Source organism: Nonomuraea sp. CA-141351 (assembly GCF_050944675.1).
Taxonomy (GTDB): Bacteria; Actinomycetota; Actinomycetes; order Streptosporangiales; family Streptosporangiaceae; genus Nonomuraea.
Window position 1 is genome coordinate 1,129,998 of sequence record NZ_CP191982.1, and the last position, 15,055, is coordinate 1,145,052.

At 69.1% G+C, this 15,055-nt stretch carries 15 protein-coding genes; 7 read left to right on the top strand and 8 right to left on the bottom strand.

Going from position 1 to position 15,055, the window contains the following annotated elements; translation table 11 throughout:
- Positions 1–200: 200 nt before the first annotated feature.
- A complete protein-coding gene (locus ACQPWU_RS05900; protein ID WP_433437431.1) occupies positions 201–851 on the bottom strand; it encodes a protein-L-isoaspartate(D-aspartate) O-methyltransferase in 651 nt (216 codons plus the stop codon).
- Positions 852–1,322: 471 nt separating this feature from the next.
- Between ACQPWU_RS05900 and ACQPWU_RS05905 the strand changes: the two genes are divergently transcribed.
- The 5 genes from ACQPWU_RS05905 (at position 1,323) to ACQPWU_RS05925 (ending at position 5,442) form a co-directional block, all read left to right on the top strand.
- The gene (locus tag ACQPWU_RS05905; protein ID WP_433437433.1) at positions 1,323–2,228 is read left to right on the top strand and encodes a CHRD domain-containing protein; all 906 of its coding nucleotides are present in this window, start codon (positions 1,323–1,325) and stop codon (positions 2,226–2,228) included.
- Between the two features lie 728 nt (positions 2,229–2,956).
- Positions 2,957–3,433, top strand: a complete 477-nt coding sequence (locus ACQPWU_RS05910; protein WP_433437434.1) for an ATP-binding protein — start codon at positions 2,957–2,959, stop codon at positions 3,431–3,433.
- Between the two features lie 196 nt (positions 3,434–3,629).
- Positions 3,630–4,085 carry an excisionase family DNA-binding protein gene (locus ACQPWU_RS05915; RefSeq protein WP_433437436.1) on the top strand — a complete coding sequence of 152 codons (456 nt, stop codon included), beginning with the start codon at positions 3,630–3,632 and terminating at the stop codon, positions 4,083–4,085.
- A gap of 3 nt (positions 4,086–4,088) precedes the next feature.
- Positions 4,089–4,643, top strand: a complete 555-nt coding sequence (locus ACQPWU_RS05920; RefSeq protein ID WP_433437438.1) for a PIN domain-containing protein — start codon at positions 4,089–4,091, stop codon at positions 4,641–4,643.
- A gap of 388 nt (positions 4,644–5,031) precedes the next feature.
- On the top strand, positions 5,032–5,442 hold the full coding sequence (locus ACQPWU_RS05925; protein ID WP_433437440.1) for an ATP-binding protein: 411 nt from the start codon (positions 5,032–5,034) through the stop codon (positions 5,440–5,442).
- Between the two features lie 128 nt (positions 5,443–5,570).
- Here the strand turns inward: ACQPWU_RS05925 and ACQPWU_RS05930 are convergent, their stop codons facing one another.
- From ACQPWU_RS05930 to ACQPWU_RS05960, 7 genes are all read right to left on the bottom strand, one after another.
- A complete protein-coding gene (locus ACQPWU_RS05930) occupies positions 5,571–7,109 on the bottom strand; it encodes a hypothetical protein (RefSeq protein WP_433437443.1) in 1,539 nt (512 codons plus the stop codon).
- Positions 7,110–7,117: 8 nt separating this feature from the next.
- On the bottom strand, positions 7,118–7,789 hold the full coding sequence (locus ACQPWU_RS05935; RefSeq protein ID WP_433437444.1) for a polysaccharide deacetylase family protein: 672 nt from the start codon (positions 7,787–7,789) through the stop codon (positions 7,118–7,120).
- A gap of 86 nt (positions 7,790–7,875) precedes the next feature.
- Positions 7,876–9,096, bottom strand: a complete 1,221-nt coding sequence (locus ACQPWU_RS05940) for an acyl-CoA reductase (protein WP_433437446.1) — start codon at positions 9,094–9,096, stop codon at positions 7,876–7,878.
- A complete protein-coding gene (locus ACQPWU_RS05945; protein ID WP_360686186.1) occupies positions 9,096–10,121 on the bottom strand; it encodes an acyl-protein synthetase in 1,026 nt (341 codons plus the stop codon). The genes ACQPWU_RS05940 and ACQPWU_RS05945 overlap by 1 nt, the downstream gene beginning before the upstream one ends.
- A gap of 34 nt (positions 10,122–10,155) precedes the next feature.
- Positions 10,156–11,472 carry an AMP-binding protein gene (locus ACQPWU_RS05950; RefSeq protein WP_433437447.1) on the bottom strand — a complete coding sequence of 439 codons (1,317 nt, stop codon included), beginning with the start codon at positions 11,470–11,472 and terminating at the stop codon, positions 10,156–10,158.
- On the bottom strand, positions 11,472–12,230 hold the full coding sequence (locus ACQPWU_RS05955; protein ID WP_433437448.1) for an SDR family NAD(P)-dependent oxidoreductase: 759 nt from the start codon (positions 12,228–12,230) through the stop codon (positions 11,472–11,474). Before ACQPWU_RS05955 ends, ACQPWU_RS05950 begins: the two co-directional genes overlap by 1 nt.
- Positions 12,205–12,453 (bottom strand): acyl carrier protein, encoded by a 249-nt coding sequence (locus ACQPWU_RS05960; RefSeq protein ID WP_360686195.1) that lies wholly within the window; start codon positions 12,451–12,453, stop codon positions 12,205–12,207. The genes ACQPWU_RS05955 and ACQPWU_RS05960 overlap by 26 nt, the downstream gene beginning before the upstream one ends.
- Before the next feature lie 344 nt (positions 12,454–12,797).
- Here ACQPWU_RS05960 and ACQPWU_RS05965 point away from each other — a divergent pair, with 344 nt between their 5' ends.
- Positions 12,798–13,451 carry a hypothetical protein gene (locus ACQPWU_RS05965; protein ID WP_433437450.1) on the top strand — a complete coding sequence of 218 codons (654 nt, stop codon included), beginning with the start codon at positions 12,798–12,800 and terminating at the stop codon, positions 13,449–13,451.
- Complete coding sequence (locus tag ACQPWU_RS05970) at positions 13,448–15,046, top strand: hypothetical protein (RefSeq protein WP_433437452.1); 1,599 nt, start codon at positions 13,448–13,450, stop codon at positions 15,044–15,046. The genes ACQPWU_RS05965 and ACQPWU_RS05970 overlap by 4 nt, the downstream gene beginning before the upstream one ends.
- Positions 15,047–15,055 lie beyond the last annotated feature (9 nt).

Here is a 15,055-nt window from a genome sequence, read left to right on the forward strand (position 1 = left end):
TCTTGTGCGGGTCCGTTCGCGGCACAAAATCCCCATCCTGTACGGCGGCGCACGGTGGGCGCCTACCGCCGCACGTGGCCGGCGCCTCCAGGGTGACGCCCGCTGACCCGCACGTGGCCGGCCGCCGCAACGGCGCCTCCTTGACCATCTAAGGGGGTAGGGCGCAGGGACCTCATGATGGAACCCGGGCACGCGGGCGCCTAGCGTTCGGGCGGCTCCATGCCCGGGTCGTCCGCGTGCTCGCCGATCAGGGGGACGAAACGGGCAGGGGTCAGCAGGCGCTCCTGGACCAGGCGGCCGTACCGCTTGGCGAAGAGCGTGACGATCTCGTTCAGATCCTCCTGGATCGGCATGACCAGGCGCCCGCCCTCGGCCAGTTGCCCGGCGAGCGGGGCGGGCACCGTCCGGGCTGTGGCGGACACGACGATGGCGTCGAAGGGCGCGTGTTCCGGGAGGCCGGCGGTGCCGTCGCCGACCACCACCTCGGCGTTGGTCATCCCTGCCGCGGCGAGGTTGGCCAGCGCGTGCTCGGCCAGGTCGGCGTGGCGCTCCATCGAATACACCTGGCGGGCCAGGCACGCCAGCAGGGCGGTCTGGTAGCCGTACCCGGTGCCGATCTCCAGGACCGTCTCCGTACCCGACAGTGCCAGGGCGTCGATCATCTGCGCGATCAGGGACGGCTGCGAGGTGGGCTGGCCGTGGCCGATCGGGATCGGCTCGTCGTGCGGAGCCCGTGAGGCGTAGCGCGGCGGCACGAACCGGTCACGTGGCGTGGCGGCGATGGCGGCCAGCAGCCGCGGATCTTCCACCCCGGCCCACTGGGCGGCCTCCACCAGCGTGTCGTACTCCATCGGCGGTCACCGCTCGCGGATCCCCGCCGGCGCGCTTCTCCGAGCCATGCCCACCTGCTTCCCCGCAGGTCAGGTTCGATACCGCCTACCGTACCGAGGTAGACGTTCACCGTGTCGGCCTGCGCCGTCAACGGAGAGCCCCACAGAACGACTGCGATGCTCCCACCTAGGGAAACGGCTCCCAACCACGGTCTGAATCGTCTTCCCCCGATGGACTTCGCATGCGACCACTCCCTCCGGTTCACGTGACGTGGGCAAGAAGTCCGATCTTCGAGAGGTACGCGAGTCCGAACCAGAGGGTTCATCCGCGGCCGTTCAATCCCGCGTGGATCCCAGCCAGAAGGGGCGGCCGGGCCACTCCTGACCAGCCCGAATGCGTATTTATACACATTCCAGGATTGAACCCGGCGCCAGAGGCGGGTCGTACAACCGTGCGTCGAACCACATCTGAGGTAACTGAAAGGGTCAATCATGACGAAGCGCATCCTCACCGTCCCCGGCCTCGCGCTCGCCACCGCGCTGGTCGCCGCCTCCTTCAGCCCCGCCATGGCGCAGGCGGAGACGAGCACCGACGTGTACCTCGCGGCGACGCTGCTGGGCGAGAACGAAGTGCCCGCCCCGGGGGCGAAGGTCGGTGACGGGAACGGCAGCGCGATCGCCGTGTTCCGCATCCATGGGCAGGAGGTCGACTACGCGATCCGGTGGCAGAAGGTGGCCGCCCCGACCGCGTTCCACATCCACCAGGGCAAGGCCGGCAAGAACGGCGACGTCAAGATCCCGTTCTTCGGCGTGGCGCTGCCCGGCTCGCTCACTGCCGTCAAGGGCACCGTCGCGGTCAAGGACTCGGGCCTGCTCGGCAGGATCACGAACAACCCGAAGGGCTGGTACGCCAACCTGCACACCGGCGAGTTCCCCGGCGGCGCCGTCCGCGCGCAGTTGCACCGGATCCGTCCCGTGTCGCTCGAGTCGGTGCTGGCCGGCGGCTCGCACACCACGCTTACCGCGCTGGCCGACGGCCGCCAGGAGGTGCCGGCGCCCGGTACGAAGGTCGGCGACAAGGACGGGCGGGCCGCGTGGCTCGTCTGGGTGAACGGCACCCAGGTGCACTTCGCCACCGCCTGGAAGCGGATCGCCCAGCCGACCAACGGCCACATCCACCGCGGCGTGAAGGGCAAGAACGGCCCGGTGGTCGTTGACTTCTTCGCCGCCAAGAGCGGCCTCCCCGCCGGCATCAACGGCATCGCCGGCACCGGCACCACCACGGCCAAGGTCGCCAGTGGCATCAAGCACAACCCCAAGGGCTGGTACGTCAACCTGCACACGAGCGAGTTCCCCGGCGGCGCGGTGCGCGGCCAGCTCCACCGGAGCGGCTGGTAGCGAACAGACACGGATTCGCCGTGCGGCGTTCCGCCCCGTGCGGCGAGTCCGTGTGTGACGGCTCAGGCGACGACCAGTGCCGCGAGTTCGACCCCTTCGCACTGCAACCAGCTTGATCGCCTGCCGACCGCCGGCCTAGAAGATGCCTCCGGCATGGGAGGTATCAGAACCTAGTGCCAAACCCGACCCCGCCCCTGGCAGATGTCGCACGTGACCCAGCGTTCCAGTACGTTCGGGTCATCTGGCATCGTGAGCCATTTGCCCGTGCCGTGACAGTGGTTGCACTCGAACGCGTGCCCTCGCGGACGGCGGACCCACCAGACGATGACCAGTACCACCAGACCGACGATGAGTGCCTCCATACCTCAGCATGGCACGGCAATGCCCACCTCAGTCAAGATCGCTTGGGGTGTTGGCGACACCCAACAGCATGCCTCCAGCAGGGGACTCAGGATCAAGGATGATCATCTACCGGCGTGCGCCTGTATGTGGCTGGCCTGGAAAGGCGGAATGGTCCCCGCACTTACCCACAACCCCACCTTGCACTGGCGTCCCTGAGCTACGTACCTACGTAGTCCGGATTAGGTACCTATATAGGGATTTCTCACCTCACCTCCGGGTGGTTCGCTGGGGCATTCTCGTGGTGTGAGCGGATCCAGGCTCACTTGAAGAGAGGACCGGGGGGACCGGACGGGCTGCACGTCAGCTGCCGCTCGGGATGTAGGGCAATGAGCAGGGTTTTGTGGAGCAGGATCTCGACCGCGGTGATCGGCCGTCGCTCGCAGGCGTGTCGGATGGCCTCGTGGTGGCTGTCGCCTGACCTCAGCTCGGTGCGCGGTGCGCGTCGGCTGACGCGTGAGAAGCTCGCCGACTGGGGTTTTGATGAGCAGGTGGAGGTCGCGGAACTGCTTGTCAGCGAGTTGGTCGCCAATGCGCTGGATCACGCGTACGGACAGGTCCGCCTCAGCTTCTTCGCCGAGGACGGTCTGCTGCGTTGCGAGGTCGAGGACGCCAACCCCGAACTGCCGACCATGCGCACCGTCGATGTGGATGCCGAGCGTGGACGTGGACTGTTCCTGGTCGATGTGCTCTCCGGCTCCTGGGGCAGTGTCCGCACGCGCCGTGGCAAGGCGATCTGGTTCGAACTACCGGCATTCGCCCACGCCGAAGCCGACTCCCCGGACGCCCTCGCGGTCGCCGCCTGAACCCTGACATCCCCGACCCCCCTTTGTACCGCTGTGTGGCTCACCTGGACTGGTCGTCGCTGGCAGGCGGAACGCAGCTCCCGGGCTGATTACGTCATGGAGAGTCGCCTACACCTGGAGCGTCAGCGAAATGGCAAAGGGCTGCCCTGCTTGCATTTGCTTCGTTCGTTGCGGATACTGCGATAGGGGGTGAACGATGGCAGACGTCCAGGCCAAGCGAGTCGAACCCGGAACCATCGATGCTGAGATAGCCGGGCGTGCCGTGCGCCGGATCAAGGACTATCTCATGCGGCATCCTGAGCAGACGTCCATCCCTGTCGCGGGAGAGCATGGCGGGGAAGATGCGTTGATCTTGCCTCGTCAGGCGGTGAGCCTGCTCGTCTTCATCCTCGCCCAGGCGGCGGAAGGGCGGGGCGTGACCGTCATCCCGTCTCATGCCGAGTTGACCACCCAGCAGGCGGCGGACATGCTGAACGTCTCCCGTCCTTACCTGATCAAGCTTCTCGAGTCGGGCGAGATCCCCTTCCGGTTGGTGGGCAAACACCGCCGCGTCACGTATGAGGCACTACAGGACTACAAGCGTCATGACGACGCCAAGCGCCGGACCGCCGCCGACGAACTCGCGGCGCTGGGCCAAGAGCTGGGCATCTGAAGCATGACCTTCGTGGTGGTCTATGACGCCAATGTGTTGTACGGCAACACACTCCGTGATCTGCTTATCCGCCTCGCCATGACGGGCCGGATGCAGGCCAAATGGACGAACAAGATCCTTGACGAGATGCAGCGTAATCTCGCTGTCAACCGGCCGGACATCGCACCGGAGAAGCTGGGCAAGCTACGCCTTCTCATGAACTCCGCTGTCCGCGACAGTCTGGTGGAAGGCTATGAGCCGCTGGTCGAAGGGCTGAAACTGCCCGATCCAGATGATCGGCATGTGTTGGCTGCCGCGATCAAGGTGGGCGCGCAGGTGATCGTCACTTCCAACCTCAAGGACTTTCCCGCCGATACTTTGGCTGACTGGGGTATTGAGGCTAAATCTCCGGATGACTTCGTACTGGATCAGATCGACCTTGACGATCGGGTCGTGTGGGCTTGCGTCCAGCAAATAGCGGATTCACGGGTCAATCCGCCCGAAACGGTCGAGGACATACTCGACGCTCTGGAGACCGCGGGCCTTGTGGAGTCGGTCGCGGCCCTACGTGCCGGCTAGCCGCCCGTAGTCGCAGCCCTAATGTGTTCACCGAGCTGAGGCGCGACGCAGCGGCCCACGCTGGCCGACGCCCGTCCTGGTGTGCGGGACGGTGGCATGGTGCGGTCAACGGGGAGTCGCCTGTCGAACGGGCCTGAGGCGAGACTCCTTCCCTGTCATACCTACGTAGTCCGGATTAGGTACCTATATAGGGATTTCTCACCTCACCTCCGGGTGGTTCGCTGGGGCATTCTCGTGGTGTGAGCGGATCCAGGCTCACTTGAAGAGAGGACCGGGGGGACCGGACGGGCAGCACGTCAGCTGCCGCTCGGGATGTAGGGCAATGAGCAGGGTTTTGTGGAGCAGGATCTCGACCGCGGTGACCGGCCGTCGCTCGCAGGCGTGTCGGATGGCCTCGTGGTGGCTGTCGCCTGACCTCAGCTCGGTGCGCGGTGCGCGCCGGCTGACGCGTGAGAAGCTCGCCGACTGGGGTTTTGATGAGCAGGTGGAGGTCGCGGAACTGCTTGTCAGCGAGTTGGTCGCCAACGCGCTGGATCACGCGTACGGACAGGTCCGCCTCAGCTTCTTCGCCGAGGACGGTCTGCTGCGTTGCGAGGTCGAGGACGCCAACCCCGAACTGCCGACCATGCGCACCGTCGATGTGGATGCCGAGCGCGGACGTGGACTGTTCCTGGTCGACGTGCTCTCCGGCTCCTGGGGCAGTGTCCACACGCGCCGTGGCAAGGCGATCTGGTTCGAACTACCGGCATTCGCCCACGCCGAAGCCGACTCCCCGGACGCCCTCGCGGTCGCCGCCTGAACCCTGGCATTCCTGATGGAAGCATCCCTCCAGCAGATCATCACCGACCGCGAGTACTCCCTGGACACTTGTCCTGTCACAGGCGGCGACTATCAGGGGCCATGACGTCCTGGTGTCGCCGCCGGCGTCTAGCCGGGCCCGTGTCCAGGAACGTCCGGCTCGTCCTGCGCGGGGGGCTCACTCGACGAACGTTCACTCGGCGCGGGCTCGCTCGTTGAGGACTCAACCGTCTCAGGTTCCGCCGGTACGGGGAGCGGCGCGCGCCCGACCCGCCGCACCGAGGCGACCGCCAACCGCCCCACACTCCCCAGCAGCAGCGGCACCAGCAGCACCCCGATGAAGATGGGCGAGGCCATGTACCGGAAGTCCTGCGCCGAGATGTTGGCCAGAATGGCCAGCTGCTGCCCGGCAACCACGGCCCCCACCCCCAGCACGTACCGGTTCCGGAGCGCCCAGGCCGCCAGCCCCACGGCCAGATAGGACACGTAGGCCCACAGAGCCCCCCGCCACAGCAGCCAGTCGTACTGCGGCGCCAGCGTGTCGGTCAGCCAGGGGTCGGCCACCCGGTTCAGCTCCGACGACAGCGGCCGCAGCGAGTAGACCCACCGCCCGGGGAAGTCGGGCACCTTGTTCGGCCCCACGTAAGTGTCGGCATTGGGCCGCCGCGAGAACCGGTACGTCATCCCCCCGATCGCGAGATCGTCCTGCACGGGCCTCCACGCGATCGCCCCCCGGCACAGGCGGGCGTCCACGATCATGCCGGGGTCGGAGGTCAGCAGCCGTTTCCACAGGCCGAGGAGTTGGGAGGCGTGTGCGTCGGCCTGCTGCCAGCTGAAGTCCCGCCGCCAGATCAGCGGGTTGATCGTGTAGCAGGTGCCGCCCTCCCACCACCGCGTCAGGGGCGCCACGGAAGCCATGAGCGCCTTGTCCTGTTCGGTGAAGAGCTGGGGGTGGTCCCGGTACGCCACCGCGATGTCGCCGAAGGCCGTGTGGTACACGTACGTCTTGGACGGGGCGACGATGCCGAACTGCGGAAACACCAGGTTCGTGAGCACGAGCGGGAGGGCGGCGGCGAAGGTGCCGGCCAGCAGCAGCCGTACGCGCATGGTCTTGACGATCAACAGCAGCGCGACGACGGCGACGCCCACGACGAGGAAGCCGTTCGCACGGAACAGCCCGAGCAGCGTGAACAGCACCCCGAGCCCGACCAGCCCCGGCACGGTGACAGCGCGCCTGGCCGCGATTCGCGCGCACACTCCGGCGATGGCGATCGCGCAGATCGTGAACGGCACGTCCTTCCACAACGTCACCGAGAACGCGCCCACGGGCGGCGCCAGCGGCATCAGCATCGCGACGAGAGTGGTCGGCAGGCGGGGAGCGCCGAGTGCCTTCAAGGACTGCGCCAGGTACGTCAGCGCCGCCGCCATGGCGGTGGTCTGCGCGAACGTGACGGCGCCCAGGTCACCGGTCTTGGTGAAGCTCAGCCACAGCAGCGAGTCGTAGAGCACCGAGTGGTCGCCCACCCAGGGCCCGACGACGGTGTGGCTGAGATACAGGACCGAGTCGCGGCTGAACAGGCCGGGGTAGAAGGCCGCCCACCAGCATCCGAGGACGGCCTGCACGATGAGGAAGGTCGCGAGTGCGACCCACGGCCTCCGCTTTCCCATGGTCCTGATCAGGGGTAGCTGACTCCAGGCTCCGGCCCCTTGCCGCGTAGCAGCGTCGGGACCGTGACCAGGTGGTAGCCGCGTTTCTTGAGCTCCTTGAGGATCTCGGGCATGACTTTCACGGTCTCCGGGACCGTGTCGTGCATGAGGATCACGCCGTCCCGTTTGGCCAGCCTGAGCACGGCGGCCTTGATCTTCTTGGTGTCACGCAGCTTCCAGTCGAGCGTCGTGCCCGTCCACAGCACCTGGGCCAGGTCCACCTGGTCGGCCAGTCCGAGCACACGGTCGTCGGTGTGCCCGTAGGGCGGGCGGAACATCTTCGGCCGCAGCTTGGTGGCCTGCTCGATCGCGTCCTGGGTGGTCTTGAGCTCTTCGAGGATCTCGTTGTCGGACAGGGCCGGCAGCGAGTTGTGGGAGTAGGTGTGGTTGCCGATCGCGTGCCCCTGCGCGAGCGCCTGTCTGGCGATCTCCGGCCGCAGCTCCACCTGCTTGCCCACCAGGAAGAACGTCGCCTTGACCCCCGCCTTCTTGAGCGTCTTGAGCAGGGTGGGCGTCTTGACGCCCGGGCCGTCGTCGAACGTCAGCGCCAGGCACTTGACCCGGGCGCAGTCGACCGTAGTCGCCTGAGCGGGCAGCGAGGTCATGGCCAGCGTGACCGCGAGCAGGGCATGAATCACCACGGGTCACAGCCTAGGGCCAATGTCCCCAGACCGTGGCACACCAGTACGTCTCGTTCTGAATACGCTGCCGGTACGGAGGAACAGCGTCACCTGACGACGGTCACCAGTCGCGTGAACTCGGCCGGGAGATCGAACCCGTCCCACACTCGATGGAAGCTCAACGCGCTCCCGACCGGCACCATGCGATCGACCCCGCGCCCGGCCAGCTCTCTGGCCAGGCCCTCCAACTCGTCCTTGCCGAACCCGAAGTGCGTCATCGTCTGATCCCGCCGCTCGACCAGCGGGACCAGCTCCGCCAGCGAGCCGAGCCTGGCGTGCGCGAACGTTCCCGCTCCCAGCCACCGCCTCGGTGCCGCGGCCGCCGCCGCCAGCGTCACGTTGGCCAGCGCGTTGCCCCGGAACTCGATGCTCTCCGCCAGCCCGTCGGCGGCCAGCCCGTAGGTGGAGACCCGCTTCTCCACGGCCATCGCCGCGTCGACCCCCCACCCGCGTACGGCGACCACCCGCGCCACGTGCTCGCAGAAGTCGGCCCGCGCCGCGTCACAGTCGCCCTCCGCACCCACCCAGAACACGGTCCTGGGCGAGGAACAGGCGGCCTGGTCGAACCAGTAGGTGTCGTTCACGAACCCCTCGGCCACGGTGACCCGCGTGGCCCTGGGCGCGCACAGCCAGGCCGCCGCGCGCACGACGGCGAACGAGGAGCGGTCGGGGAAGACCAGGTCGCGGGCGTGCGGGGCGAGCAGATGCCGCCGCATCTCCCGTACGGTGCCGTCGCCGCCCCACACCACCCGCAGGTCGCAGGCGGCGGAGAGCGCGGCGGTGATGCCGTCGCTGCGGCCGTAGGAGACGATGCGCTGGGTGGCCGCTATGACGGGATCGGCGTCGGCCAGCGCCTCGTGCAGGGTCTCCAGGATGACCTCGGCGACCGCGCCGGAGCGGGGGGAGAGGCGGACGATGTTGCGGTTTCCCATCAGGGCCGACAGGGCCCAGGAGTAGACGAAGACGGTGTCGACGTTGGCGGGCGGGATGTGGAAGACCAGGCCGCGCGGCACGCGGACGTGCTCGGTTCCCAGCCCGTCCACGGTGCGGGCGAGCTCGCTGGGCCGCAGGAAGAAGCCGAGCGAGCCCAGCTCGGGGTGGCGCCGCGCCAGCGCGGGCCGCAGCAGCCGCCTCCCGAAGGCCGCGAGGAACTCGCGCACGCGCTCGTCGCCCACGTCCAGACCGCTGCCCAGCTCCCCGAGCAGCCCCTCGACCGGCACGTGGCCCACGGCGGGGAAGCGGACATCGAGCTTCGGGTCGTCCAGCATCAGCCCTGCCCCATGGTGTCGCTGCAGCCGCGTGCCTCCGCCCTGGGCAGCCTGCCCAGGACCTCGAACCGCTTGCCCGGCCAGCACCCGTCATCGACGCCGCGGACCACGCCCAGGTCCTCGGTCATCAGGACATGACCGGGGTATGACGTGGGGAGCGTGCTGACTACCTCGATCAGCCCCGGCTCGCCGACGGGCGCCTCCTGCCAGGTCTCCGGATCACGGATCACGACATCGGCGAAATCGGGGCAGTAAAGCCCATCGCCGTCGGGACCTTCCAGGAAGACCGTGCCGATCTGCTCGACCATCCCGTAGAAGTTGTGGATTCGGGTGAGCCCGCACTCGGCCGCCAGCCGCCGTCGGAACTCGGCGTTGTCCACCGCCTGCTCGGCCAGCCGCTTCCACCCGCCGGAGTGGATCAGCACCCCCTGCGAAAGGTCCGCCCCGAGACCGCGCAGATGGAGCCAGACCATGAACGTGAACCCGAAGACCAGGAACCGCTCGCTCCCGTGGCGCGCCAGGAACGCCTTGACCGCCTCCGCGTCCACCCGCCCCTTCTCGTCGAGCACGAACGTGTGGTCCCTGCCGAAGTTCATCATCCCGAGCACGCCGGCGCCCCGGGCGCTCAGCGTGGGATCACGCACGACGGAGCGGCTGTCCACGACCAGCATCGGCAGCCGCCGCTCGCCGAGCACTTCTCTGAGCGTGGCCGCCAGCATCCGCGTCTGCGCGGCGGCCGCCTCACGATCGAGATAGACCCGGCTGGGCTGCTGCCCGGTGGTCCCGCTGGAGGTCAGCACCCTGAACACCTGATCTTCGCGCACGCTGCGCAGCTCGTGCGTCTTGAACAGCCGCACGGGCAGCCAGGGGAGGTCGACGAGCCGCTCGTACGGGGGTTGCGCGCCGATGGCGTCGAGAATCCTCCGGTACGGCAGGCACGCCTCCCTGTGCCGCTCGGTGAGCGCCGCCAGCTCGCTCACCAGCACCGCCTCCCGCTCGGGCTCGGCCAGGCCGAAAACGCTCACCCGCCACCCCCCGCCTCGATGCGCAGCCCGGCCGTCATGTGCGCGACTCCAGGGCCCGGTAGTCCACCTTGCCGGTGGACAGCAGGGGCAGGCTGTCGATGCCGCGCACGTCGAACCCGCTCCAATGGACCCGCAGCTCGGCCCCCAGCCGCCGCGCCAGCCCCGCGCAGCCGGCCGCGTCGAGGCCCTCGGCCCACACCGTCACCCGGTCGTCGCCGCTGGTGGCCGCCACCGGGACCGAGCCGCGCAGCAGCCGCTCGACGTCATCGAGATTGACCCGCACGCCGAAGACCTTGGCGATCCGCTTCAGCCGCCCGGTGATGTAGAGGAACCCCTCGGAGTCGAGCCGCCCCAGGTCGCCCGTACGCAGGACGCCGCCCAGGTCGTCGCCCCGGGCGAGGTCGGCGGCCGTCTCCGCGTAGCCCATCATGACGTTGGGCCCGTGGTAGACGATCTCGCCCTCGTCGACGGCCAACCGGCCCCCGGGGATGGCCGGCCCGGCGGAGCCGGGCTTGTCGTCCAGCCGGTCGGGGGGCAGGACGGCGATGCGGGCCGTGGCCTCGGTCTGCCCGTACATCACGAAGAACCGATCGGCCTGGCCGGAGAACTCCTTGACCAGCTCCGGGCTGAGCCGCCCCCCGGCCTGGGTGAGCGTGGCCAGCGTCGGGTGCTCGGAGCGGTCGTAGCGCAGCCGCCGCAGCATCTCGTACTGGTACGGGACGGCGGCCAGCGACGTGCATCGGTGCGCGTCAAGATGCGTCCAGAACGACCGCTCGAGCAGCCCCGCCTCCGTCAGCATCACGGTCGCCCCCGCCGCCAGATGGCTGTTGAGCACCGACAGCCCGTAGCTGTAGTGCAGCGGCAGGCTGGTGGGCGCGATCTCGTCGGGGGTGATGGACAGCGCCGCGGCGATGGCGGCGGCGTTGGCCAGCACGGCCTGGCGCGACAGGCGTACGAGCTTGGGGTTGCCCGTCGAGCCCGAGGTGGCGAGGAGAACGGCCAGGTCGGGATGCGGCTCCGGCGCGTGGGCTCCGTCGAGGCGCGGCGGTCGTGCGCCGTCGGCCGCGTGCGTGAACCCGAGCAGCGCCGTCGGCCTGAACCGGCCCACCAGCTCGGCCAGCGCCGCCGGGGAGAGGTCGGGATCGAGCAGCGCGACCGGCCGGCCCGACCTCCACGCGGCGAGATAGCGCAGGACCGACGTGAGGTTGTTGCGCATGCCGCAGAAGAGCGGCCCGGGCTGCAGCCGGGCCAGGGCCTCCGCGGTGCGGTTGACGTGGTGGAGCAGCTCGTCGCCGCTGAGGCTCGCCGGCTCTCCCGCGACGACGAGGCGGGCCTGTGGGTGCGGGAACATCACAGCACCAGCCCGCCGTCCACGCCGATGACCTGGCCGGTTATGAAAGCGGCGGCCGGCGAGAGCAGGAACGCGACGGCGCCGGCGACGTCGGCGGGCGTGCCGAGCCGCCTGAGCGGGGTCGCGGCGACCGTGGCCGTGCGGGCGTTCTCGTCGAGCGTGGCGAGCATGTCGGTCTTGATGTAGCCGGGGGCCACGGCGTTGACCCTGATCCCGGTCGGCCCCAGCTCCTTGGCCGCGGCCAGGGTGAGGCCGATCATGGACGCCTTGGTGGCGGAGTAGAGCGCCTGGCCGGCGCCGCCCATGCGGCCCATCATCGAGGAGACCAGCACCACGGCGGGATAGGTGCCGCGGCGCAGGAGCCTGAGCGAGGACTGCAGGGTGTACGTCGCGCCCACGGCGTTGACCTGGAAGAGCCGATCGACCGTGTCGTGGCGGGTCATGCCGAGCGGGCCGGCGGCGTGGACACCGGCGTTGATCACGAGCGCGTCGAGGCGGCCGTGCCGCTGGTAGATCTGCCGCATCACGGCCGAGACGGCCCCGGAGTCGGCCACGTCGCAGGCGACCGAGTCGGTGAGTCCGCTGGTCTCCTCCGCGACCTCGGCGGCGGCCTTCGCGGCCCGCTCCTCGTCGCGCCCGTGGAGCACGACGCCGTGGCCGGTCGCGGCCAGCGTGACCGCGACGGCCCGGCCGATGCCCGTCGTCGAGCCGGTGACCAGGACGACCCTGGCCTCAGACGGCGGCGACGCCGATGCCATGCTTCTCCAGCAGCTCGGACGCCTTGGCGAACGAGCTCATGTCGATCATCTCGTCGGTGTCGATCATGATGGTGAACTCGTCCTCCATCGCGGCGATCAACGCCATGTGGGCCAGGGAGTCCCACTGGGGGATGGCGCGGTATTCGAGCCCGTCGACGTCGGCGTCGGCCGGGAGGTTGAGCGCGCTGCGGAAGACGGTCCGCAGGCGACCGAGATGACTCATGATCACTCACTCTCTGTCTTCAAGGCGCGACACAGTGTAGCGGGATCTGAGGGCGAGGAAAAACCAAGACCCCGTCTCCAGTAATGGAACCGTATAACGGCGCGTGGCGCTCGTTGTGGGCTGGGAATGTCGGACGGGACACGGTCCACCGTACGGGGGGAATGATGGACGAATCCAATCACTGGTATGGGCATTCGCGTATTCTCAGCAGATACTGCGGCCTGCCGGAGGAGTCGCCGAAACGCATCCAGGGGTTCCTCCAGCACGGCTGGAACTATCTCCACGGATTTCCGCCCAACGACCACTGGTGCAGCCCCGGATATCCTCGTTTCGTCTGGTCCGACGTGCTGCGCCGCCGCGGCTGGTCCATGGGCCGCAGAGGACACTACCTCATCGGCGCGCCCTGGATTTACCTTCTTTGCCTGGAGCCTGAGCTGGGCGTGGTCCCCGAGCGCAAGGGTACGATCTGGTATCCCTTTCATGGCTGGGAAAAGCATTCCGTCAGCGGCGACCACGCCCGCCTGGCCGACGAAATCCGAAATGTCGAGGACGGGCGGGTCACGGTCTGCCTTTATTGGCTGGAATTCGCGAATCCGGACATTCGGCGGGCGTACGAATCGAGGGGGTTCCGGGTCATCTGCCATGGCGAGCGCGGCTCCCGCTGGGAGGGAAAGGGTCGCGACTTCCTGCGCAAGCAGCTGGTCCAGTTGCGGCGCCACCGCAGGGTGGCCTCCAACCGGCTCGGCAGCGCGCTGTTCTACGGCGCCTCGGTGGGATGCGAGGTGGCCGTGTACGGGGATCCGATGCAGTTCGAGGACGAGCGTCCCGAGTACGGCGGGACGGCGCGCCGCATGCGGCTCTGGCCCGAGCTGCACGGCACCCACGTCGACCGTGAGCTGGCGGCGGAGGTGGCGCGGCGCGAGCTGGGATTCGAATATCAGGCGACACCGGAGGAGCTACTGCGAATGTTCGGATGGAAGCGGGTGCGGTCTGTATGAACGCGAATGAGGCGCCCGAGAACGTCCGGTTGATCGGCGGGGAGATGCTGCTGTGGTCCGACATGTCCAACATGGGCGGCATCGCGGACTGGCGGGGCGCGGCACTCGAGCTGATCAGGCGGCTCGTCCCGGCGAGCGGCCGGGTGCTGCTGGTCGGGCCGCATCCACAGGGACTGGTGGACGAGGTGGTCGCGCGGGCCTCATCGGCCGCCGTGCTGCTGCGCTCCTACCCTGACGCCTGCGCTCTCGGCGAACGGCATCCGGGGCTGGCGGTCTTCTGCGGGCGGCTGGAGGTGTTCGCCGCGGAGGAGCCGTACGACCTGGTGCTGGCGCTGGACGGGCTGCTGCGCACGCACTCCGCGGAGGCGCCCGCGGCGGCCTGGAGCGAGTCGCTCGGGGCGCTGGCCGGGCTGATGGCGCCCGGGGGGCGGCTGGTGCTCGGCGTACGCAACGATCTGGGCGTCGACCGGTTCCTGGAGGCCAGGCCCGCGGACCGGGAGGGCAGCGACGACCAGTGGGCGCCACACGGCTTCGACCCGACCTACCCCAGCGGTCCCGCGGCTCTCGACCGAGGGCTGGAGTCGGCGGGACTGAGCGTGGGACGGTGCTACGCGGCGTATCCGGTCAGGCAGGCCCCCCGGGCGCTGCTGTCCCGCGAGGCGCTGGCCGCCGACCTGCCGGACGCGCTCACGTTCCCGCTGAGCGCGCGGGGCGGCGACCGCATGCTGGTGGCCGACCCGCTCCGGCTGACCCGCCTGGTGTTCAGGCACCGCCTGGGGGAGGAGCTGGCGCCGCTGTGGCTGGCGGTGGCGACACGCCCGCCGCACGACGATGGGGTGGAGTTGCCGCTCGGGCTCGTCGAGGAGGGCACCGCGCTGTACGAGCTCACCCACGACGGCGCCAGACGCCTCCCGGATGGCGAGGAGCGCCAGATCCCGGCGGGCAGGGTCGTGGAGGAGATCCTCGTCGAGGCGTGCGCCCGCGAGGACGTCAAGACCGTGCGCGAGCTGCTGAAAGAGCTGGCCGAATGGCTGGAGGCGGGTGGCGACGTGTCGGCCGCGACCGACAGCCTGGTGTACGACGGCGAGCGGTTCGCGGCCATCAACCCCTTGGCGGGCCCGTCCTCGCCGCCGGTGCCAAGAGTCGTCCTGTGCAGGATCCTGTGGCGGTTCGCGGTAAGGCTGCTGGCGGCCGGCCATCACCACCCGTGGCCGTGGCCGCTGGAGGCCGACCAGCTCACGCTGACCCTGTGCGGCATGGCCGACCGCCCCTGCGACCAGGGCGACCTCGACTGCGCCCGCAAGCTGGACGCGGAGCTGGGCTGCGCCGGCGAGGAGCACGTGCCCACGTACAGGGACCTGCTCGGGGCCCGCGACCGCCTGGCGGACCAGCTCACCGCGGCCCTGGCCAGGATCTCCCGACTGGAGACCAAGCTCTCCTACCGGGAGCGCGAGCTGGTCAGGGCGAAGGCCAAGCTGCGCAGGAGCCAGCGCAAGGCCTCCGCCTACCGCAAGACGCTCGGATACCGCCTTTCCCGCCGCCTGGCCCGTCCCCGCAAGGTCGCCCGCAGGGTCATCCGCCTGCTGTCCGGATAACCACAGAGA

Coding starts and splice junctions, on each gene's coding strand:
- ACQPWU_RS05925 (WP_433437440.1), top strand. CDS start 5,032: ATGGCCTCGTGGTGGCTGTCGCCTGACCTCAGCTCGGTGCGCGGTGCG.
- ACQPWU_RS05900 (WP_433437431.1), bottom strand. CDS start 851: ATGGAGTACGACACGCTGGTGGAGGCCGCCCAGTGGGCCGGGGTGGAA.
- ACQPWU_RS05950 (WP_433437447.1), bottom strand. CDS start 11,472: ATGTTCCCGCACCCACAGGCCCGCCTCGTCGTCGCGGGAGAGCCGGCG.
- ACQPWU_RS05960 (WP_360686195.1), bottom strand. CDS start 12,453: ATGAGTCATCTCGGTCGCCTGCGGACCGTCTTCCGCAGCGCGCTCAAC.
- ACQPWU_RS05955 (WP_433437448.1), bottom strand. CDS start 12,230: ATGGCATCGGCGTCGCCGCCGTCTGAGGCCAGGGTCGTCCTGGTCACC.
- ACQPWU_RS05940 (WP_433437446.1), bottom strand. CDS start 9,096: ATGCTGGACGACCCGAAGCTCGATGTCCGCTTCCCCGCCGTGGGCCAC.
- ACQPWU_RS05920 (WP_433437438.1), top strand. CDS start 4,089: ATGACCTTCGTGGTGGTCTATGACGCCAATGTGTTGTACGGCAACACA.
- ACQPWU_RS05910 (WP_433437434.1), top strand. CDS start 2,957: ATGAGCAGGGTTTTGTGGAGCAGGATCTCGACCGCGGTGATCGGCCGT.
- ACQPWU_RS05970 (WP_433437452.1), top strand. CDS start 13,448: ATGAACGCGAATGAGGCGCCCGAGAACGTCCGGTTGATCGGCGGGGAG.
- ACQPWU_RS05930 (WP_433437443.1), bottom strand. CDS start 7,109: ATGGGAAAGCGGAGGCCGTGGGTCGCACTCGCGACCTTCCTCATCGTG.
- ACQPWU_RS05905 (WP_433437433.1), top strand. CDS start 1,323: ATGACGAAGCGCATCCTCACCGTCCCCGGCCTCGCGCTCGCCACCGCG.
- ACQPWU_RS05915 (WP_433437436.1), top strand. CDS start 3,630: ATGGCAGACGTCCAGGCCAAGCGAGTCGAACCCGGAACCATCGATGCT.